At 59.8% G+C, this 20,875-nt stretch carries 19 protein-coding genes; 9 read left to right on the top strand and 10 right to left on the bottom strand.

Annotated features, from left to right (window positions below; genetic code table 11):
• Position 1: 1 nt before the first annotated feature.
• The gene (locus LEPTO7104_RS0102355) at positions 2-610 is read left to right on the top strand and encodes a DedA family protein (protein WP_017296939.1); all 609 of its coding nucleotides are present in this window, start codon (positions 2-4) and stop codon (positions 608-610) included.
• Between the two features lie 13 nt (positions 611-623).
• On the opposite strand, the gene LEPTO7104_RS37815 is transcribed toward LEPTO7104_RS0102355, so the two are convergent.
• Together LEPTO7104_RS37815 and LEPTO7104_RS0102360 are read right to left on the bottom strand one after the other, a co-directional pair.
• Entirely contained in the window at positions 624-1,007 is a 384-nt protein-coding gene (locus LEPTO7104_RS37815; protein WP_071527356.1) for a VOC family protein, read from the bottom strand.
• Positions 1,008-1,156: 149 nt separating this feature from the next.
• A complete protein-coding gene (locus LEPTO7104_RS0102360; protein ID WP_017296940.1) occupies positions 1,157-2,821 on the bottom strand; it encodes an AIPR family protein in 1,665 nt (554 codons plus the stop codon).
• Positions 2,822-3,180: 359 nt separating this feature from the next.
• On the opposite strand from LEPTO7104_RS0102360, the gene LEPTO7104_RS0102365 reads away from it, so the two are divergent.
• Positions 3,181-3,744, top strand: a complete 564-nt coding sequence (locus LEPTO7104_RS0102365) for a Uma2 family endonuclease (RefSeq protein ID WP_017296941.1) — start codon at positions 3,181-3,183, stop codon at positions 3,742-3,744.
• Between the two features lie 124 nt (positions 3,745-3,868).
• On the opposite strand, the gene LEPTO7104_RS0102370 is transcribed toward LEPTO7104_RS0102365, so the two are convergent.
• On the bottom strand, positions 3,869-5,284 hold the full coding sequence (locus LEPTO7104_RS0102370) for a NupC/NupG family nucleoside CNT transporter (protein WP_017296942.1): 1,416 nt from the start codon (positions 5,282-5,284) through the stop codon (positions 3,869-3,871).
• Positions 5,285-5,466: 182 nt separating this feature from the next.
• Between LEPTO7104_RS0102370 and LEPTO7104_RS0102375 the strand changes: the two genes are divergently transcribed.
• On the top strand, positions 5,467-5,733 hold the full coding sequence (locus LEPTO7104_RS0102375) for a hypothetical protein (RefSeq protein WP_017296943.1): 267 nt from the start codon (positions 5,467-5,469) through the stop codon (positions 5,731-5,733).
• Between the two features lie 140 nt (positions 5,734-5,873).
• Complete coding sequence (gene rbsK, locus LEPTO7104_RS0102380) at positions 5,874-6,809, top strand: ribokinase (RefSeq protein ID WP_017296944.1); 936 nt, start codon at positions 5,874-5,876, stop codon at positions 6,807-6,809.
• A 63-nt stretch (positions 6,810-6,872) separates the two neighbouring features.
• On the opposite strand, the gene LEPTO7104_RS0102385 is transcribed toward rbsK, so the two are convergent.
• Positions 6,873-8,543 carry a sensor domain-containing diguanylate cyclase gene (locus LEPTO7104_RS0102385; RefSeq protein WP_017296945.1) on the bottom strand — a complete coding sequence of 557 codons (1,671 nt, stop codon included), beginning with the start codon at positions 8,541-8,543 and terminating at the stop codon, positions 6,873-6,875.
• Positions 8,515-9,602 (bottom strand): ISKra4 family transposase gene (locus LEPTO7104_RS0102390; RefSeq protein WP_422879813.1). Its coding sequence is split into 2 segments (ribosomal slippage): positions 8,515-9,440 and positions 9,440-9,602, totalling 1,089 coding nucleotides; the frame shifts between segments, so codons are not numbered across the junction. The genes LEPTO7104_RS0102385 and LEPTO7104_RS0102390 overlap by 29 nt, the downstream gene beginning before the upstream one ends.
• A gap of 721 nt (positions 9,603-10,323) precedes the next feature.
• On the opposite strand from LEPTO7104_RS0102390, the gene LEPTO7104_RS0102405 reads away from it, so the two are divergent.
• Positions 10,324-10,755: a DUF2267 domain-containing protein gene (locus tag LEPTO7104_RS0102405; RefSeq protein ID WP_017296949.1), complete on the top strand. Its 432-nt coding sequence runs from the start codon at positions 10,324-10,326 to the stop codon at positions 10,753-10,755.
• Positions 10,756-10,778: 23 nt separating this feature from the next.
• Here the strand turns inward: LEPTO7104_RS0102405 and LEPTO7104_RS0102410 are convergent, their stop codons facing one another.
• Both LEPTO7104_RS0102410 and LEPTO7104_RS43175 read right to left on the bottom strand, forming a co-directional pair.
• The gene (locus tag LEPTO7104_RS0102410; RefSeq protein WP_017296950.1) at positions 10,779-12,014 is read right to left on the bottom strand and encodes an MFS transporter; all 1,236 of its coding nucleotides are present in this window, start codon (positions 12,012-12,014) and stop codon (positions 10,779-10,781) included.
• Positions 12,014-12,313 carry a hypothetical protein gene (locus LEPTO7104_RS43175; protein WP_264307686.1) on the bottom strand — a complete coding sequence of 100 codons (300 nt, stop codon included), beginning with the start codon at positions 12,311-12,313 and terminating at the stop codon, positions 12,014-12,016. Before LEPTO7104_RS43175 ends, LEPTO7104_RS0102410 begins: the two co-directional genes overlap by 1 nt.
• A gap of 93 nt (positions 12,314-12,406) precedes the next feature.
• On the opposite strand from LEPTO7104_RS43175, the gene LEPTO7104_RS0102420 reads away from it, so the two are divergent.
• Positions 12,407-13,276 carry a PfkB family carbohydrate kinase gene (locus LEPTO7104_RS0102420; RefSeq protein ID WP_017296952.1) on the top strand — a complete coding sequence of 290 codons (870 nt, stop codon included), beginning with the start codon at positions 12,407-12,409 and terminating at the stop codon, positions 13,274-13,276.
• Between the two features lie 151 nt (positions 13,277-13,427).
• Positions 13,428-14,402, top strand: coding sequence for a 3'(2'),5'-bisphosphate nucleotidase (locus LEPTO7104_RS0102425; protein ID WP_017296953.1), 975 nt, complete (start codon positions 13,428-13,430; stop codon positions 14,400-14,402).
• 43 nt (positions 14,403-14,445) lie between these two features.
• On the opposite strand, the gene LEPTO7104_RS0102430 is transcribed toward LEPTO7104_RS0102425, so the two are convergent.
• Positions 14,446-14,877, bottom strand: a complete 432-nt coding sequence (locus LEPTO7104_RS0102430; RefSeq protein WP_017296954.1) for a hypothetical protein — start codon at positions 14,875-14,877, stop codon at positions 14,446-14,448.
• A 153-nt stretch (positions 14,878-15,030) separates the two neighbouring features.
• Here LEPTO7104_RS0102430 and LEPTO7104_RS0102435 point away from each other — a divergent pair, with 153 nt between their 5' ends.
• Entirely contained in the window at positions 15,031-15,720 is a 690-nt protein-coding gene (locus LEPTO7104_RS0102435) for a GAP family protein (RefSeq protein WP_017296955.1), read from the top strand.
• 71 nt (positions 15,721-15,791) lie between these two features.
• Positions 15,792-17,360, top strand: coding sequence for a GTP-binding protein (locus tag LEPTO7104_RS0102440; protein ID WP_017296956.1), 1,569 nt, complete (start codon positions 15,792-15,794; stop codon positions 17,358-17,360).
• Between the two features lie 11 nt (positions 17,361-17,371).
• Here LEPTO7104_RS0102440 and LEPTO7104_RS0102445 read toward each other — a convergent pair whose 3' ends face one another.
• Positions 17,372-18,346, bottom strand: coding sequence for a response regulator (locus tag LEPTO7104_RS0102445; RefSeq protein ID WP_017296957.1), 975 nt, complete (start codon positions 18,344-18,346; stop codon positions 17,372-17,374).
• On the bottom strand, positions 18,330-20,873 hold the full coding sequence (locus LEPTO7104_RS36590) for a GAF domain-containing hybrid sensor histidine kinase/response regulator (protein ID WP_083886991.1): 2,544 nt from the start codon (positions 20,871-20,873) through the stop codon (positions 18,330-18,332). The genes LEPTO7104_RS0102445 and LEPTO7104_RS36590 overlap by 17 nt, the downstream gene beginning before the upstream one ends.
• Positions 20,874-20,875: the final 2 nt, after the last annotated feature.

Raw genomic sequence — 20,875 nt, forward strand, 5'->3', positions numbered from 1 at the left:
CATGTTCAGCTGGATTACCCACTGGATCGAGTCTCTGGGCTATGTCGGCATTTTCGGCCTGATGGTGCTAGAGCACCTGTTCCCGCCAATTCCGTCGGAGCTGGTGATGCCCCTGGCCGGGTTTGTCAGCAGCACCAGCGCCACCATGAACCTGGTTGGGGTAACGTTAGCCGGGTCGCTGGGCTCGCTGCTGGGGTCCTCGGCCTGGTACGTGCTGGGTCGGCTGGTCAGCTACCGCAGGCTTATCCTCTGGGTCAAGCGCTACGGCCAGTGGCTGATGCTCAAGCCCAGGGATATCGACGAGGCGATCGCGTTTTTCCGGCGCAGCGGCGGCAGCTGGGTGGTGGGGGTAGGGCGCATTGTGCCGGGGGTGCGCACCTATGTGTCGGTGCCAGCGGGGCTGAGCCACATGGCGCTGCTGCCCTACCTGGTCTACTCGGCCCTGGGCACGGTGGTGTGGACGGGGGCGCTGGCGGTGGCGGGCTACATTTTGGGCGAAAACTTTGACCAGGTGCAGGTGTTTATTGCCCCGATTAGCAAAGGGGTGCTGGTGCTGCTGGCGATCGCCCTGATTGTCTGGGTAGTCAAACGCCGTCGCCGCCGGTTCTAGACGGTAGGCATCACTATGAGCAATCTACCCTTGCAGCAGCATGGTTTTGTATCAACTCCACTCGATGACCGTCCGGGTCAGCAACCACGGCTCGGCGTCCCCACTCGGAATCTCTGGCTGGCGTTACCAGGGCCGCAGGATAATCGCTCAAGGCTGCGATCGCAGCATCCACCGACGGCACGCGAAACCCGATGCGAATTCCCAATGTAGATGCTCCATTGGATGCGAGCGGATAAAGCTCAAAAACACCGTCGCCGGGCAGCTCAGCAGCAAAATGCTCCGGCCCATCGTCATGCCGATGCCGCGAAAACTGCAAACCAAGCCGAGAGTAAAACGCCGCCGCACGTGCGATGTCTGAAGACCTCAGCACAACCAGATTCAGAGTGATGTTGCTCATAATGTGCGCTGCCACCTAACGGTGAAGTTGTGCAGTGGTAAATAACCCCGAACTCCTACTAATAGCCTCTGTTCCATCTGACCCAAAGCAGTGTTAGCCTAAGGCAGGCCAACAAAAACATGGAGAAGTCAAATGCCAGAGCTAATTGTTCAATAAAGTTGACTCATCAAATCACCGCGTCGAAAGGTTGCAGATAACTGCTGCAAGGAAATTTCTTGCTCCCCATAAAGATCCTGGAGAGCCTGTTGAATATCTTGCGCTGCGGCGTTGAAATAATCTTCACCATTCTGTTCAATAAGTTGTTGAGCAAATTGGAAATTTTGGTGACTAATATTTTCCATTTGAACATCCATGTCAGACAAAAGCCTTTGCCCCATCTGCATTGCAATAAAGCATGAAGCATAGCGAACAAAATCTGGATCTGTAGACTCCGGCCTTTTGCGGCGATTTTCTGCAATTCTATAAAGCTGAACAGCTATTACAACTTGCGCTCCATTCAGTTCTTCAGTGAATATTGAATCATACAGTTTTCCAAAATGTTCACGAGAAAAGAATTTTGCCTGATGAGGCTTCCTTCTCCAAACTGATAATACTGCTTCAGCAGCCACCCCGGAAGTAATATCTGTAGGTCGAGTGTTAGTATCAGAGCGCTTACGCCGATAGTTAAATCCTAATTGCTGAATATCAATTTCCAATCTTTGTTGGCGCTCATCATTGGCACGTAAATCCTTGAGATCTACTGGATTCTGGCTATTAGTGGCGTAGGTAATCCTTTGAACTAGACCTTCGTTTTCACGAGGCAATTGATAAAGGCGGAGAAGAACATAAGCTTGAGCATTTTGATGAAGCAAATCAGGTTCTTGCAAGGTTTTAAATATTGTCATGCATGTTTGACCGCCATTAATAATTTGTAAGTTCTCGACACGCACCTGATAATTACCATTTTGCAATGCGTTATATGAAAAACTGTCACAGGTCAGAGTCACTCCATTGTTGTAAAAGTAGAAATTGTTTTTTTCATCGCTAGTTAAAGTATGACGGATACCCTCATTGACACGATTTCCTTGCAAACCTAGATAGCGACGAATATTACGTTCTAATAATCGTTCACCATGTCGCTCAATAAGGGCTGCAATTTCAGTGACAGCAATCCTGCCTACCAGCACCCGACTAAAATCCATATCTTCAACTATAGCTCTGCCACTTAACTGCAAAATGTCTTTTACAGGTCTAGAAGCTTGAAGAATTTTGACTAAACGCTCGTGGTTAAGGTGTTCCCAAGTAACCTGATCACCAAATCCAGTGCGTTCAATAGCCTCCTGAGCAGATGCATTCCATTTCAGTCCATTGTTACAAGCTAGCGCTCGAACTTGTGGAATATAGCCATCCCGAATCAAGCTACGGGCTTCTTCCACTTTTACGAGTAGTCTTTCGTTAATATATTCTAGTGTCGCTGCTGGATTAAATAAGTATTGAATTGCGTTTATTAAACTCTCTATGCCGTCCTCAGGAAAATTAGAATTTCCCTCTAGATTATTCTTGTACTTCGCTTGAAATAAGCTAACTGTAAACTCGCCATCATACTCTTCAGAGATATGCATAGCGTCTACCCCAAAGTCACCCCCACCTTCCGTCAAGCAATCAAAAGTATCGTCACTCTCTAAGTCCAAGACGGTTTGAACACATAGATACACAAATGCCAAGGACTTGAGTTTATTTTCATCTCTTATGCGTAGCTCTTCAGAAGCCTTTTGGCGAATATCGTTCATGACTGATACTAGACGCTGGTCAATAATAGATGCGTTGATATTCATGCATTCATCTACTAGGTGTATTTTCGTTAGTTTATCTGATTTAGCCTAACTATTAATTAGAGAGAATCATTCCACCTAACTCCCCGATGCGGACAATTAGGTAGAAATATATCAGCCCCTACACCCTAAACAGGCAATTAGGTAAAAATTTGTCAGACTAGCTCCTCCATATGGGTAATTAGGCTGACAAATTCAGTATAATTAACGCTCCACTTTGTCATCCGAAGCTCCGAGGTTTGTTTAGCATTCTGTTGGGTTCCGCTGCCTGCACCACATGCTGAGCCCCCTGCCGCCTCTGCACAATGCGTCTGCATAATGCGATCGCTTACACTTAAACCATCCGTTCAACGGCCCATTCCATGGTTCCCAACGCCCGCCGCTGGACTACCCGCGACCTCGCCGCCATGCCCGATGACGGCGGCTGGAAGCGCTACGAAATCATTGATGGAGACCTGCATGTGACCCGTGCTCCCCATATTCGCCATCAAGGTGCGGCAGGAAAACTGCATGTTCGCCTGGAAACCTGGTCAGAACAGACTGGGCTAGGGAGCGCCTTCCAAACCCCCGGCGTTATTTTTACCCCCAACGATGCGGTCATTCCCGATGTGGTCTGGATTAGCCGCGACCGCCTCGCCAGCGGCATTGATGACGCCGGATGCCTGATCGTTGCCCCTGAACTCATGGTCGAGATCCTCTCTCCCGGCGACCTGAACGAGCAGCGAGATAAAGAAGTTAAGCTCAAACTCTACTCCCTCCATGGGGTGCAGGAATACTGGATTGTCAGTTGGCAGCGGCAAACCTTGGAAATGTATCGCCGCACAGCCGCACAGCTCCAGCTCGTCGGCACCCTGCTGGTGGGAGATACCCTGACGTCACCCTTGCTGCCAGACTTCAGCACGCTTGTAGGGCAAATTTTCCAGTAGCGTGGGGCACTGTCCTCAACCGCTACCATCCGCCGCCGTCACCCCATCCAGTCCGATCACCGGAAGGGAAAACTTGGGGATTGGTTTGGGCTGTCGGCCAGAGAATTTGGTTTCTGGCGTTTTCCTAGCGCCCCAACACCGCCGCGCCTTCGTAGAAGAATATCCCGGCGATGCAGCCAGTCATCAGGGTGGCGAGAGTGCCTGCCCAGAGAGCTTTCCAGGCGACATCACTGATGTCTTTGCTGCGGGAGGGCACCAGGCCTGAGAGCCCGCCGACGAAGATGCCGACCGAGGGCAGGTGGGCAAAGCCGCAGAGCACGTAGCTGACAATCACCAGGGCGCGATCGCTGAGGGTGCCCTCCGCCGCCGCATTGGCCAGGCCAATATAGGGCGGAATCGCCGTTTCGAGCAGGCGGCGGCCAATCAGCTGCGACGACAGCCACAGCTCGGGCCAGTCCAGCGACACCCCGGTGAGAAAGGTGAGGGGTAAAAACAGCGCCCCCATGATGTTTTGCAGGGTGATGACGCTAAACACCTGGCCGATCGCGCGCCAGGGGGCAAAGTCGCTGGTGGCCAGCGAGGCCAAATTGGCAAACACCAGGTTGAGCAGGGCAATCAGGCCCAGAATGGCGATCAGCGCGGCGACAATGCCCACCGCCATTTTGACCCCGTCGAGGGCGCCCAAAATCAGGCTGTCCATGGGGGTTCTGCGATCATCGTCGGCCATGTCCACGGCGGGCACCTTGCCCAGGGTTTCGGGCACCTCCTGCTCGGGCACCAAAATTTTGGCCAGCACAAAGGCGGCGGGAATGGTCAGCACCGAGGCCGACATCAGGTGCCCCGCGATCGACGGAAAAATGGGCCGCAGATAGCCGGCGTAGAGGCCCAGCACCGTGGAGGCAATGGAGCCAAACATGGAGGCCAAAATGGCGCACAGTTCGCTGCGGGTCATGCGCTCTAGAAAGGGCTTGATCGCGATCGCCGACTCAATGCCGACAAAAATATTCGCCGCCCCGGCCAGGGCCTCGGCGCCGCTGATGTTCATCGCCCAGCGAAAGAACTGGGCAAACACCCGCACAATTGGCTGAATCACGCCCAGGTTGTACAGCAGGGCAAACATCGAGGCAAAAAACACCACCTGGGGCAGCGAGCGAAAGGCGAAAATATAGCCCAGGTTGAGGTTGTCGGCCCCCAGGCGATCGCCCGGCACGGCGGTAAAGGGGGGTGTCAGGGCGCGGGCAATCCAGCGACCGGCCCCGGCAGGGCCAACCGGCTGATTGAAATCTGGCACAAAAATGGGGCCAAACAAAAACCGCGCCCCCGCATCTGAGGCATCGATCAGGGCGTTGAGCAGAGAGCTGAGCCACACCACCACATCACGGGTAAAGGGCAGCAAAAAGATCAGCACCCCCACTACCAGCTGAATGCCAATGCCCCACTGAATCAGCCGCCACGGCACCCGCCTGCGATCTTCTGACCCCAGCCAGGCGATAAAACAGAGGCCAAAAATACCCAGCAATGAAATCAAACGCAGTGCCATCGCGTGCCTATTCTCCTTAGTTGGCCCCTCGCTGGGCCAGTGTTTGCAAGCCTGCCACCGATTATGCCGAAGAACGCCCCCTGCGAATTGTACCGTTCCAGAACTTAACCCAGCCCCTTAAAACTTCGACACCTCCGGCCCCGCCCCTGGCCCATAATGGAACTGACCCACCGCCCTGTGCCATGGAAGCTTTTTCCCCCTTTCCCCCCGAGTGGGCCCAGTCGGCCACCCACGCCACCCAGTTTTGCTGCCCCCAGTGCGGGGCCGAGAGCCGCCAGGCCAAGGCGGTCTGGATCAACCGCCGATCGCCGGTCTACGGCGCCGACCACCGCCGCAAGTGGCAGGAGTTTTACCAGTGCGGCGAGTGCGCTACCCCCTGGTGGGCCTGGAGCAGCGATCGCCCTCCGTCGCCCTACGGCAGCAGCGACGGCGACGGCGATCTGTTTTAGAGCGTTTTTGGAAAAAAAGACAGCTCCCGGGCAGGGGCGCCGGGCCTGCGCCCCCGGGAGGCATCAAAATTCTTGAGTATTTTAGTGTCTAAAATTGCCCTTAGCCCCACCGCCCGCGCCCGCTTCCCGCTCACCTAACAATGCCAATGCCAAGCACCATCCACGTCTTCGGCAGCCTGAATATGGACTTGGTCTGCCGCACGCCGCGCCTGCCCCAGCCCGGAGAAACCATTCTGGGCAGCGCCTTTGCCACCCTGCCCGGCGGCAAGGGGGCCAACCAGGCGGTGGCGGCGGCGCGGCTGGGGGCCACCACCCGAATGGTGGGCCGGGTGGGAAATGATGCCTTCGGCACCGAGCTGACCCAGGGTTTGCGGTCCGACGGGGTCGATGTCAGCGGAGTGGCGGTCGACGGGGCCGCACCGACGGGGGTGGCCGCGATCGCCGTGGATAGCGCTGGCCGCAACACCATCGTGGTGGTGCCCGGTGCCAACGGCCAGGTGGGCGAGGCCGATGTCGATCGCCTGGTGGCCCATCTGCAAGCCGACGACATGCTGCTGCTCCAGTTTGAGGTGCCGCTGCCCATCGTGGTGGCCGCCGCCAGGGCCGCCAGGGCCAGGGGCGTTATTGTAATTGTCGATCCGGCCCCGGCCCGCGCCGACCTGCCCGAGGATTTTTTCAAAACGGTGGATATGCTCACCCCCAACCAGCTAGAGGCTCAGCAGCTCACCGGCCTGCCCGTCGGCGATGTCGCCACCGCGATCGCGGCGGCCCGCCAGCTGGTGCAGCGGGGGGTGGGGACGGCGATCGTCAAACTGGGCGAGCAGGGAGCTGTCGTGGCGACCCCAGAGCGCAGCTTCCACCAGCCCGCCCTGCCCGTCGCCGCCGTTGACACCGTCGCCGCAGGGGATGCCTTTAACGGCGGCCTGGCCGTGGCCCTGGCCGAGGGCCAGGATCTGGCGGCGGCGGTGGCCTTCGCCAGCGCCGTGGCGGCCGCCTCGGTGAGGGTAGCGGGGGCGCAGGCCTCCATGCCCATGCGATCGCAAGTTTTTAGCGCCGACTCCCAGGGCAACGCCTGAATTAGCTGGATCATTGGCCATGCTCCTGGCCATGCTGTAACCAACCTGGCGCAGCGCCAAAAACTACGCTATGGGCGGCACCCATACCGACGTGTCTCGTCCTTTTGCCTTGGCCTGATATAGCGCCTGGTCAGCCTGGCTGATCATCTGCTGAATCGATTGACCCGGCTTGGGGATTTGGCTAGTAACCCCCAGGCTGATGGTGACGTAGGGATGGTCTAAATGCTCTAGCTGTATGCCCTGGTTAGGAATTTTTAGGCCTCTAACGGCATTGCGAATGTACTCAGCAATTTTGGCCGCCCCCGCCTGACCTGTCTCCGGCAAAATTACGGCAAACTCTTCTCCCCCATAGCGCGCCAAAACATCTGAAGGACGCTTCAAAACCCCCTGGGCCGCCTGCGTTATTTCGATCAGGCACTGATCCCCCGCTGGGTGACCGTAGTGGTCGTTATAAAATTTGAAATAGTCGATGTCAAACAAAATTAGGGACAGATATGTTCCGGCCCGCAGCGATCGCTCCCATTCAGCTTCGAGGGAATTGTCGAAAAATCGCCGATTCGAAACCTGCGTCAATGCATCCAGATTGCTCAACTCCTCCAGTTTTTCGTTGGCCCGCTGAAGCGCCTGAAGCGCCTGGTCGAGTTGCTTGGCCTTAGAGTCAGACTGGGCGAGCAGATCCGCATGGCGAAGGGCGACGCTAAACTGGGCCGCCAGCTGTTTGGCAAAGTTGATCTCAGCTGCTTTCCAAACGCGCGGATGGCCGCACTGATGGATACAGAGTAACCCCCAAAGATCGCTGCCTTTCATTAGAGGCACAATAATTTGAGCCTTGATCTGGAAATTTTCCAATAACTCCAGATGGCATTGCGTCAGGCCCGCCTGAGAGACATCAGAAAGAACCTGAATATGGCCCTTTTGATACTGCTCTACATACTTGTCGCCAAAGCAGTGGTCACTCACTTTGATGGCGATCGCTGAGTCGTACTCTGGCAGCAAGTTCTCAGAAACAAACTCCCCGGAGGTATACTTCGAATCTGGGTCAAACTGAAAAATGCCAACGCGATCGGTATGTAAAGCTTTTCGCACCTCGCGGGCTGTGGTTTTGAACAGCGTTTTGAGATCGAGGGATTCGCGAATTTCAGCAATCAAGTTAAAGAGAACTTCCTGCTGCTCATTGACCGAACGCAGATCCTCAGCTTTGCGTTCGGTTTTCGCCATCAATTCCGCTTGCTTGACGGCAAAGCCAAGCTGATTTGCCACCTGGGAAAGAAACTGAATCTCTTGATACTGCCACTGGTGGGGCTGGGAATGTTGATAGGCCGCCAGCACTCCCCAAAGTTTTTGCCCGATAAAAATCGGCGCTGTGGCATAGGCACGAATATGGAACTGCTCGAGGACCTCCAGATGGCATTTGGATAGGCCCTCGACGTGAACATCCGCAACCCTCAGACATTCGTTGGAGCGATATCGGCCGCCCTGGTGCTCCTGGAGGTAAGAATCGTTCCAGACCGTGTTTTGTCCCAGCGGGCCAAAATCCCAACCAGGTTCAGCAAATTCAAAATCTTCGACAAACTCGCCGCCCCAGTCCTCAAAAAAGCGATAGACCGCAATTCGTTCAACTCGAAGTAATTTACAGGTTTCTTTAGTCGTAGTGCGAAAGATTACGTCTAGATCGAGGGATGCCCGAATCTTACTGGGGAGTGCGTCATACTTTGAGCGGAGAAAATAAATCAAGGCGGCCGCTGAGATAGGCGCAGCGCAGGGCCAGGATTTGGGGCACTCGCTCAGGCTTCCATCGTGCCCCGGTAATCTGCACCCGTTCATCGATCTGCTTAATCCAAGACTCAACGGGGCCAGAGCCAATGGGCAGTCCCTCCATCTGGTAATACCGATAATTGGGAATCCGACTGCGATGGGTTTGCAAATACGTCTGAAAGCGCCGTGAGGGGCCTGTTTTAACCGGGGCGAATAGGGCAATCGTTTTATCAACTTGCCCCTCCCACAATAGGGATTCAGCGTCCTGCAAGCGTTTCAACGACCCACCGACCTTGTGCAAATTCTCAGTCAAGTGATACCAATCCAAGATTTCCTCGGCGATCTGGGGCACGTCAAGTTGGGCAAACAGCGACCAAATCCCAGCATGGCCATCCCCTAAGCAGTAGAACAAACTGACGAAGGTTACGTGATGCAGCCAGTCCAGCAAGGCCGAATTGTCCTGGAACCACGCCATACCCGGCCCGTCACCATTGACTCGAACGGCTTTGTACTGTTTCCATTCGCTGGGCTGACCGGGGTCGCCGACCAATCGCACCAGGCCCCCATCCAGGTCAACTTCAGCGACGGGTTCGGTGATCTCAGGAGCATCGATAGGCGTGCGATTGACGATGCGCTCTTGAGTTTTGGCACTGACCCTGACCCCGCACAAGAGATCAATATCTCGGGCCGCTTGCTGGTAGGAGGCTTTGGCGCTCATCCGCTGGCAACACAACTCCAGCAACGGACTCTGTTGAATACCGGGCTTAACGCCCAGTTTCTCGGCTTGGGTGGGGCCGAGACGCAGCTTGCCCAGCAGGCTATTCAGCCCTCGTCGGTAGCCTGAGTCTGGGCCGACAACTGTTTCGATAAAAAAATCCCCAACTCTGGCGAGATATGGCGCAGCAGTTGGCTGCGGACGGCCATCTCAATTTCGCTCAGGTTGCCCATGGGCAGCCCCTTGGTCTGGGCATCGGCATACAGCAGTTTAGCGATCTCACTGACGTGCCCTTGAAGTTGTTGGTGTTGTTCAGGTGTCATAGCGGTAGCCCTGGATGACCTACCCCACTATCTTCATTTTTCTCTCGCTAAATGTTGACGCACTCCCATCTTACTGATCGCTCGGTAGAGCGCTTTTTGCTGGGCATCAATGTTTTCAAGCTGGCGGTGCCTGTCCTGTAGCTGGGCTTCCAGCTGGTTGAGGCTGGGCAAACCGGCTACCCAGCAAGCCAAGTTGGCGACTGGTTTTGCTGTTCGGCGCAAAAGATATCGAAGCGTTCTGTGGAGCATACTGTCGTGAGCCGTCGCTCACGCGATCGATAGGGCCGTGGCTAAGGTGCGCCGTTGAGGAGGTCAAGGACATGCCTAAATCTCCGAGAGCAGCGCTATGCGAGAGTAATTTGCAGCACCCCATATTACCCCGCATACTCAATTCTGCCCGTTAGCCTTCTAGATTCACCCTTAGCAGCCAGACGAATTTAACTATTGAGCAAGCAGGCGGTTTGGGCAGAGAAAATGTACAGGCTTTAGCAGCCGCAGATCGGTCCTTTTAGGGGCTAAACGCCAGGCAGGTAACAGGTTCAGGCCCCTGCCGAAGCGGCTAAGGCCAGCCCAAGAATTCCACAGGCGTTCCGCGCCAGCTCATTCACCTATTCTCCGTGAGATAAATAGCGCTGAGGGGTGTCTTTAATACCGGCCCTGCCGTGGTACTATCGGCCCGAACTGGCCGGGTTGACGCCCCGGCAAATCTTGAGAGGGCATTATGACATCTGAAAAATTTAGCGATACCGAGCGGGCTTTTCTAGAAAAAGTCATGCAAAAGGCCAGCCTCCCGGACATCTACGACGCCCGTGACCTGACCACCATTGTGTTTCGCTCCATGCGCGATCTGATGAGCACCGAAGCCGCCGACAGAACCGAGGCGGCCTTCAAGGACGACGAGATTGCCGCCCTCTGGAAGGACGACAACCCCATCGTGCGAATGCTGAGCCGCCTGCGGCCCCCGCTCAAAATCGACACCGAGACTTTTTTGCGCCGCATCAAGCAAGAGGGCGGCATTCCCAAGGGCGTGTCGCCAGAGTCGGTGGTGATTGCGGTGTTTTCCACCGCCCGCGAAGAACTGTCCGAAGCGCAGATTAAAGAGATCTCCAGCAGCCTGCCCGACGGACTAAAAGTGATGTGGGATCAGATTTAGTCTCTTATCCCTTCTGCTTCTGCTTAGCGGCGCAGGCGGCGATCGAGCCAGGCCAAGACGCCCAGGGCGGGCGCCACCGTCGCCATCAGCCCCAGCCAAAAGCCGTGGGCTACGGCTGCCCCCTGGTCAAGCGCCCAGCCCCCCAGGGGTGGGCCGATCAGGTAGCCTACAGCCCAGCACATAGAGTTGACTGAGAGATAGACCCCGCGCAGCGCCTCGGGGGCGATCGCCGCCACCAGCGCCGAGCCAATGGGCGTGTAGGCCACCATGGCCAGAGCCATTACCCCCAGGGCCGCCCCACCCCAGGCCAGGGGAAACTGGCCCGTGCCCGATCGCCACACCAGCCCAAACCCCAGGCCCCACAGCAGCGCCGACACCATTAGCCCCTGGGCAGGGCGGTAGCGGGTGAGCCAGCGGGCCATCGGCAGCTGGGCCAGGGTGGCGAGCACCACATGGCCCGTAAACAGCAGACTCAGCGTTCCTTCGCTAACCGCCAGCCCGCCCCCGGCGAAGCGGTTGAGATAGAGGGGCAGGGTGCTTTGAATTTGGGCCAGATAGCCCGTCAGCAGCACGTTGACGACCGCATACACCATCAGGTTGGTGTCTCTCAGGGCGTGGCCCCAGCCCTGCAAGAGCGATCGCGCCGGATTGTCCTTGGGGCGCGTTTCGGCGATCGCAGCGTAGATAATTGCAAAAAACAGCAAAAACGTAATGCCGTCGATGGCAAACAGCGCCCGGTAGGCCCCGGTGAGCGAGATCAGCGCCCCCCCGGCCACCACCCCCACCCCCAGGCCCAGGTTGTCGGCCAGGCGCACCAGGGCGTAGGCTTCGTTGCGCTGCTCAGCGGTGGTTATATCTGCCGCCACCGACTCGGCGGCAGGCCAGTACAGCCCCACCCCAAATCCCATCAGCAGATTGCCCGCCAAAAATACCGAAAAATCGTTGGCCAGCAGCAGTACGACGTCGGCGGCCGCCGACACCAGAGTAGAGGCCAGCAGCGTTGGCCGTCGCCCCGCCGTGGGCGAGTCGGCCAGCGACCCGCCCAAAAACCGCCCCCCCATGCCCGCCACCGACCCCAGGCCGATGCCCAGGCCCACCTGGGTTGCCGTTAACCCCACCTGGGTAGTAAAAAAAATCGGCGCGTAGAACAGCGTAAAGCCAATGCCCACCTGGGACAGCAGCCGTCCCGCCGCCAAAATCCAGACCCGGTGGTCGAGGCGGGGCAGCCATTGTTTTAGCCAGTGGTTTAATCCAGCCATCAGGGCAGGGGCCGCCGCTGGGGCCGCCGCCAGGCATCGATTAGGGCGACGGTGCCGCCGATCGTGCCCCACACCAGCCACAGCCCCAGGTCGTAGCCCTTGCGGTGGGCCAGCTGGGCCGCCACCAGGCCGATCGCGCAATGCATAAAGAGGGGAATGTAGGCAAGGGGCAACGTATCGGCCATGGTGGCAATGCCATAGAGAGAAAAGTCCATAAAAAGGTAGCGGATAGGGCGATCGCCCCGAACCATGGGGTTAACCACCCCAAAGCCCGCCCCTGCGACTGGCGCACTACCCACCTTACACCCAGGGCCTTATACCCAGGGATAGATCTATGCTGTTGAGCATATCGCCCTGCCTGCCCTTTAGAATCTGCCGAGAGAAATATCGCCGTGGCCGCTGGACTTTTTGTGGGGCTGATTACCCTCGACTGCATTTATCGGGTCGACCATGTGCCCAGCAGCGACGAAAAGATGGTTGCTGACGACAGCCTGCTGGTGGCGGGCGGGCCTGCCACCAACGCCGCGATCGCCTTTGCCGCCCTGGGCAACCGGGCCAGGGTAGTCGGTGCCCTGGGGCAGCATCCCCTGGCGGCCCTGGTGCGGGCCGAGCTGGCCAGCTACGGCGTGGAGGTGATCGACCTGACGCCGCACCGGGCGGATCCGCCCCCTCTATCGACAATTTTGGTGACGGCGGCAACGGGCGATCGCGCGGTGGTATCGCGCAACGCCGTGGGGCGCCAGGCCCCCGCGCCTCCCGCACCTGAAACCCTACTGGCGGACATCGATACCGTGCTCATCGACGGGCATCAGATGGCCGCAGGCCTCGCTGTGGCCAGAGCCGCCCAGGGCCGTCCCGCTGTGCCCATTGTGCCCGTTGTGATTGATGCGGGCAGCTGGAAGCCCGGCTTCGAGCACCTGCTGCCCCTGGCCACCAGCGCGATCGCCGCCGCCAAATTTCGCCTGCCCGACCAGAGCGATACCCTGGCGGGCCTCAGCGCCCTGGGCATTGCCGAAGTCGCCGTCACCCATGGTGCCTACCCTATCCAGTTTCGCCACAGATTGCCCAACGGAACTGCCGCAGGCAGCCTGCCCGTGCCTCAGGTCAGCGTCACCGACACCCTGGGGGCGGGGGATATTTTTCACGGCGCCTTTTGCCACTACCGCTTGCAGGGTTCGTTTACGGAGGCCCTCGCCCAGGCGGCCCAGGTGGCCGCCCGCAGCTGCGGCTACTTTGGCCCCCGCGCCTGGCTGCGGGCTTAAAGATTCGATAAAAAAAGGCGGTCCCGCCCAAAATCGCCCCGATGGACCAATAGAGCCCAGCATATAGGCTTAGCTGAGAGGTATAGTTCTCCCTGGCGGTTGACCCAGGCCGCTGGCCCCCTATCGTTATTTACTATTGCTAAAGGACCCTATGGCTTACGAACAGGAAAAGCAGGTGGCGATCGCCGCCGTTACCCAGGCCGCCCAGCTCTGCGAAGCGGTGCGTCAGGGTTTAGTGCCCGAAGCGATCGAAAAAAATGACAAAAGCCCCGTCACCATTGCCGACTACGGAGCCCAGGCGATTGTCTGCCATGCCCTGGCCGCCGCTTTCCCGGCCGATCCTGTCGTCGGGGAAGAAGATACCACCGACCTGCGCCAGCCCGAGGCAGCCCCGGTGCTGGCCGCCGTAACCGAGCAGGTGCAGCGCCTGCTGCCCGACACCACCGACAGCGACGTACTGCGCTTCATCGACCACGGCAACGGCAGCGTGGCCCGCCGCTACTGGACCCTCGACCCCATCGACGGCACCAAGGGCTTTTTGCGCGGTGACCAGTACGCGATCGCCCTGGCTCTGGTCGAAGACGGTGATCTCAAAGTGGGCGTGCTGGGCTGCCCCTTCCTCAGCTTCGGCGGCGAAACCGGACTGCTGCTGGTAGCCGTACGCGGCGAAGGAGCGGTCATGATGCCGCTAGCGGGCGGCTCGCCTCAGCCGCTAAAGGTGACTACCCCAGACGATACCGATCGCTTCCGCATGGTCGAAAGCGTCGAGTCGGGCCACGGCAACCTCAGCCAGCAGGCCGTCATTGCCCAGGCGGTGGGCATCACCACCGACTCCCTGCGCATGGATAGCCAGGCCAAGTACGCCGCCGTCGCCGCCGGACAGGCCGCCCTCTACCTGCGCCTGCCCTCGCCCAAAACCCCCGACTACCGCGAAAAAATCTGGGACCACGCCGCCGGGGTGCTGGTGGTCGAAGAGGCCGGTGGCAAAGTCACCGACATGCACGGCAAGCCGCTGGATTTTGCCAGCGCCGCTCGCTTTCCCAACAACCAGGGTGTGGTCGCCAGCAACGGCAGCATCCACAATGCGGTGCTGGCCGCGCTGCGCCAGGGGGCGGTGGCCCAGTGAAGCCCCCTGGGACCATCCTCCTTTCAGACCCTCCCCTTTTGGCTTAGCCGCCGTCGCTGGGGGGAAATCCGTAGAGCTGGCGCACCGACTCCTGCACCAGCACCGCCAGCGTGGCCACCCCCAGCACCGTCCCCAGGGGCGTAAACAGCAGCGCTCCGCAGGCGACACCGACGCTAAACCAGTAGTGCCGGTGTCGCCGTAAACAGCCTCCCGAAATCGCGAGGGCGATCGCCAGCACCAGCCCGTAGACAAACAGCGATATGCCCAGCGCCACGAAAATCAGCCCCAGGGCAAAGGGCGGCAGATCGCGATCGCCGCTGGTCACGGTTTCAGGGGCCAGCAGCACCACACCCCCGATCGCCACAAATACCAGCGGCAGCAGGGCAAAGGCCAGCACCAGCCCCGCCACCACGTAGTGCAGCACGGCCAACACCTTCAACCGTTCGACATCCGGGCTGGGGGGCGGCGGGGTCATGCCAGCGCAATTCCTGTAGATAAGTTCTCTATAGCGATTTTGCACCGCTCAGGCCGCTTGACCTAGGATTGTGTGTCTTAACATTAAGCGGGGGCGCGATCGCCTGCGGCCGCGCACAATTCCCTATCCCTTAGCACGGAGTATCCCCGCCCGATGGGAAGCATCCTGGTTTCGCTGCTGCCCTACATTTTGGGCAGCGCCCTGGTGCCACTGCAAATCATCATTTTGCTGCTGCTGCTGCAAAGCCCCAACCGGGGCTTGCTCAAGGGCATTGCCTACGTGGGTGGCATGACCCTCACCCGCCTGCTCCAGGGGGCCGCCTTTGGGCTGTGGCTGGGCGAATCTGTGGCCCTCTCGGCTGAGGAGGAGGGCAAGGGGCCGGTGGTATCTACCCTGCTGCTGGTGCTCGGACTGCTGCTGCTGGTAACCGCCTACAAAAAGTGGCGCAAACAGCCAGACCCCGACGAGCCGCCCCCCAAGTGGCTGACCGCGATCGACAGTACCACCCCCCTGCAAGCCCTGGGTATTGGCCTGACGCTGCCGCTGATTGCCGTCAAGCTGTGGGTGTTTACCCTTAGCGCCCTGGCCACGATCGCCACCGCGCAGCTGGGATCGCGAAATGGCGCGATCGCCTACCTTCTCTTCGTTTTACTGGCCCAGTCGCTGCTGCTGCTGCCCCTGGCCCTGCGCCTGGTAAGGCCCCAACAATCTAAGGCTAGTTTGGATCGCGCCTCTGGCTGGCTGACCGCCCACAACCGCCCCATTGTGATCGGCGTTTCCCTGGTATTTGGGCTGCTGTTTTTGCAGTCTGGCCTCAGCGGCCTGCGATCGCTGTCTGGGTAAACCCGCCCCTCACCGCTGCGCCCCTTCGCTATGCTTAAGGCATTCCCTCTGCCCGCTTGCGCCCCACCCCAATGCCCGCCTCCGACTCCCCCGACGCCCCACCCGCCGCCGACCCCAGCTGGGAAGAGGTCGAGGCCGAACTCGGTGATCTCGTGGCCACGGCAACGGGCATTCCCCTCGCTCTGCCCGCCGCCGACCCGGCCACCTGGGAGGCCGTGGAGCAGGAGCTGGGCGATCTGGTGCTCGACTTTCAAGACCTCCAAGACGACCTCCACTATCGCCGCGCCCAGGCGGCCCTGGGCAGTCTGGTGCAGCGGCTCAACCTCACCCCCCGCGAGCAGGCCGGGGTCGAAGACGCGCTGGAAAACCTCAAGGGCCTGATCGACAAGCTGGAGCATACGGTGGTGCACATCGCCGCCTTTGGCCTGGTGGGGCGGGGCAAGTCATCGCTGCTCAACGCCCTGCTGGGCCAGGAGGTGTTTACCACTGGCCCCACCCACGGCGTTACCCAGGTGGTAGAGGGCAGCCGCTGGGCTGTCAGCCGCGATTCCCTGAAAGATGCCCTGGGGGAAGGCCCCCCCGACCTGCTGCGGGTTTCGCTCAAGAGCCTGGGCCAGTCGCGTATCGAGCTGATCGACACCCCTGGCCTTGACGAGGTGGATGGGGCAGACCGGGCCGCCCTGGCCCGCCGCGTGGCCGAGCAGGTCGATTTAATTCTCTTTGTGATTGCGGGCGACATTACTTGGGTCGAGTACGAGGCCCTGCAAGCCCTGCGCCAGGCCAGCAAGCCCATGCTGCTGGTGTTCAACAAAATCGACCAGTACCCCGAGGCCGATCGCCAGACCCTCTACGAAACCCTGCGCGATCGCCGCCTGCAAGACCTGATCTCCCCCGACGAAATCGTCATGGCCGCCGCCTCGCCCCTGGCGGTGCAGGCTACCCCCCAGCCCAACGGCACCGTCACCTACCAGACCGTGCGCGCCCAGCCCCAGGTGGACGACCTCAAGCTCAAAATTCTCGACCTTCTGCACCGCGAGGGTAAGGCCCTGGTCGCCCTCAATACGCTGATGTACGCCGAGGGGGTGAGCGGCGAAATTTTGGCCCGCAAGAAGCAGATCTGCGATCGCATTGCCGACGACACGATCTGGAACGCCACCTTGATCAAAGCCGTGGCCGTGGCCCTCAACCCGATTACCGTAGCCGACCTGGTGGGCGGCACCGTCATCGATGTCATGCTGATTCTCAACCTGTCGCGGCTCTACGGCCTGCCCATGACCCGCCCCGCCGCCCTCAAGCTGCTCCAGCAGATCGCCCTGGGCCTGGGCGGCATTACCCTCAGCGAGCTGGCGGTGACCCTGGGCCTCAGCTCGCTGAAGGGGATGCTGGGGGTGTCGGCAATCGCCACGGGCGGCCTGTCCCTGGCCCCCTACGTGCCGGTGGCCCTGGCCCAGGGGGGTGTGGCGGGCCTGGCCACCTACAGCATTGGCCAAATCACCAAAACCTACCTCACCAACGGGGCCACCTGGGGACCGGAGGGACCAAAAACCGTCATTGCCGAAATTCTTGACAGCCTGGATGAAACCTCAATTTTGAACCGCATCAAAGCCGAGCTGCGCGCCAAAATTGCGCCGCCAGAGTAGAAAAGTCTGGCCTATACCCAGGTCGTCAGCGATCGCCCCGGCGGAGGCAGCACCATGCGAGTTGCCTTGGCCTGGTTGCGGCCCTGGGCCTTGGCCTGGTAGAGCGCCTGATCGGCGGTGACCACCAGATCGGAGGGCAGGTAGCTGAGCTGAGGCACTACGCTGGCCACGCCGCAGCTGATGGTGACAGTGGCGTGGGGGGCGGCGGCGTGGGGCAAACCTAAGGCCCGAACCGCCTGCACCAGGCGATCGCTGACGGCGGCGGCCCCGGCCAAGCTGGTGTTGGGTAAAACCACGGCAAACTCTTCGCCACCGTAGCGGGTGACCAGGTCGTCGGTGCAGTTAATCCCCTGGCTGAGGGCTTTGGCCACCTGCTGTAGGCAGCGATCGCCAGCGGGGTGGCCGTAGTGGTCGTTGTAGCCCTTGAAATAGTCGATGTCGCAGATGATCACCGACAAGGGCCTGCGATCGCGCCCGCCCCGCCCCCACTCTTGCAGCAAATACTCGTCAAAGCGGCGGCGGTTGGCGACCTGGGTGAGGCTGTCGATCAAGGTGAGCTGCTGGAGCTGATGGTTCGCTTCGCGCAGCCGCCGCTCTAGCCGGTGCTGGGCAATCAGTCGCCGCACCCGCTGGCGCAGCACGGCCCAGTGAATGGGTTTGGTGATGTAGTCTGCCACCCCAATTTCAAAGGCCTGATCCACCGACTTTTCATCTTCCAGGCCGGTAATCATCAAAATTGGGGCCAGATCGCTCTGATTTGCGGCTTGCAGCCGTCGGCACACCTCAAAGCCGTCGATAACCGGCATCAGGGCATCGAGCAGCACCAGGTCGGGCAAGTGATCCCGATACAGGTCCAGCGCCGCTTCGCCGTTGGGCGCTTCCACCACCTGGTAGCCCTCCTGCTTGAGATAGCAAGTCAGCATATGACGAATAAACGGGTCGTCGTCCGCCACTAAAATGACGGCGGCCTCAGGCTGAGCTTGCATGGCTCGCCACCTCCTGGGAAATCAGCGCGGAGTCTAGGGCGATCTTGACCAGGGCGGCGGCCTGCCGGATAGTCTCGATCTGAGGGGTGTGGCTCTGGTCGTCGCCCTGGCGCACCGTTTTTTCAAGCTCTTGGCACAGGGTCGAGAGAGGAACCGCGCCGATGGTGGCGCTGCTCGACTTTAGGGTGTGGGCCACCCGTTGCAGGGTGGCCCAATCCTGTCGCTGCTCGGCGGTGACCATCTCGGCCAAGAGCTGGTCGGAGCTCTCCAGGTAGCTCGCGATCAGATCGGCCATAAAGTTGGGGTCATTGTGCCCCAGGGCTTGCTCCAGGGCATGTAGGCTGGCCCAGTCCACGGTGGGGGAGCGGCCTGAGCCAGCCTTCAGCACGCGGGCCAAATCCTCGGAGTGAATGGGCTTGCTGATGTAGTCATCCATCCCCGCTTGCAGACATCGATCGCGATCGCCCTGCATGGCGTTGGCGGTCATGGCCACAATGCGCGGTCGACGGGTCGGCCAGCGCTGGAGAATCTGCTGGGTAGCAACCAGGCCATCCATTTCGGGCATTTGCACATCCATCAGCACCAGATCGTAGGGCTGCCGCTCAAGGGTGGCCAGCACCTCCAGGCCGTTGGCGGCTACGTCGGCCCGATAGCCCAGGCGCTGCAACATTTTCAGGGCAACTTTTTGGTTTACCAGGTTGTCTTCGGCCAGCAAAATACGCTGGGGACACCGTTGCCCCAGGCTGTGGTCAAACTGAGGCGGCCGGTCCATAGCTGTTGTCAGTCGGTGGCAGCCTGGGTCATTCCCAGCGCGGGTCGCCGGGGGGGAAGGGGCAAGCTGAGCGGGCAGAGTGACATAGAAGGTCGAGCCCACGCCCTCAACGCTATCGACCCAAAGCTCGCCCCCCATCAGGGCGCAGAGGCGCTGAGCAATGACCAGGCCTAGGCCAGTACCACCAAACTGCCGGGTAGTGGATGCATCGACCTGGCTGAAGGGCTGAAACAGTCGGTGCAGGCGGTCCGCCGGAATGCCAATGCCGGTATCATTGACGGCGATTTGCAGGGTCATCGGGGCACTGGTTGCGGTGTCTAGGGCCGCTGCCGCTGCCCCGGCAGGCTGGGCTTCGACGGAGACCGTCACCGTTCCCTGGGGGGTAAATTTGATGGCGTTGTGTACCAGGTTAACCAGCACCTGGCGCAGGCGACTGGCATCGCCCCGTAGGTGTTGGGGCACGTCGGCGGGGAGCAGGTAGGTCAGCCCTAGCCCTTTTTCGACGGCTTTGGCGGTCAGCAGGCTGAGGGCGTCTTCGATGCAGGCGCGCAGATCAAAGGGCTGGATCTCTAGCTCTAGCTTGCCCGACTCGATTTTGGAGAAATCGAGAATGTCATTGATGATGGTGAGCAGCGTGCTGCCCGCGTGGTGGGTGATCTCTGCAAAGTCGCGCTGCTCGTCACTGAGGGGGGTGTTGAGCAGGAGGCCAGTCATGCCGATCACCGCGTTGAGGGGGGTGCGAATTTCGTGACTCATCATGGCCAGAAACTCGCCCTTGGCCTGGTTGGCGGCGTCGGCGTCGCGGCGGGCCTGCTCCAGGTCGTGGAGATGCTGCTGAAGCTGCGCTTCGGTTCGTTTGCGATCGCTAATGTCGGTCTGAATGCCCACAAAGTGAGTGAGCTGGCCCTCAGGATCGTACAGAGGCGAAATGGTGATCTGGTTCCAGAACGGTTGATCGGTTTTGCGGTAGTTGATCACTTCCACCGTGCAGTCTTTGCCCTCGGCGATGGCCTGGCGCAGGGTATCTAGGCCGGGCTGGTGGCGATCGCTCCGCTGTAAAAACCGACAGTTTTGGCCCAGGGCCTCAGCCTCGGTGTAGCCGGTAATGCGCTCAAAGGATGGGTTGGTGTAAATGATTGGGTTGCCGGGCCGACGGGCATCGGTAATGACAATGCCGCTGCTGCTGGCGGCGATCGCCCGTTCTTGCAGGCGCAGGGTTTCTTCCAGGCGGCGGCGCTCGGCCTCCGCCTGGCGCATCTGTTCGATCTGGTAGTGCAGCTCTAGCTGGGCCACCACCTGGATCGCCAGCATCGTCAAGGCTTCTCGCTGGCTGGTCGTGAGCTGCCGCGACACCCGATCGAGCACGCAGAGGGTGCCCAGGGCGTAGCCGTCGGCGGTGATCAGCGGCATGCCCGCGTAAAAGCGAATGTAGGGCGCGCTGGTGACCAGCGGATTGTCGTAAAAGCGCCTGTCTTTTAGGGCGTCGGGCACCTCCAGCAGCTTGGGCTGCAAAATCGCGTGGGCGCAAAAGGCAATATCTCGACTCGTCTCAGTGGCGTCGATACCCAGACGGGCCTTCCACCACTGCCGCTGCTGGTCGATCAGGCTGATCAGGGCCATGGGCGCATCGCAGATCATGGCCGCCAGCCGGGTCAGGTTGTCAAACCCCTCCGCCGGGGGCGTGTCAAGAATGCAGTAGCGATCTAGAGCCTGCAATCGGCAGGCTTCGTGGGGGGGTAGGGGTGCAGAATGCATGG

The sequence above is a fragment of the Nodosilinea nodulosa PCC 7104 genome, from assembly GCF_000309385.1.
Classification (GTDB): domain Bacteria; phylum Cyanobacteriota; class Cyanobacteriia; order Phormidesmidales; family Phormidesmidaceae; genus Nodosilinea; species Nodosilinea nodulosa.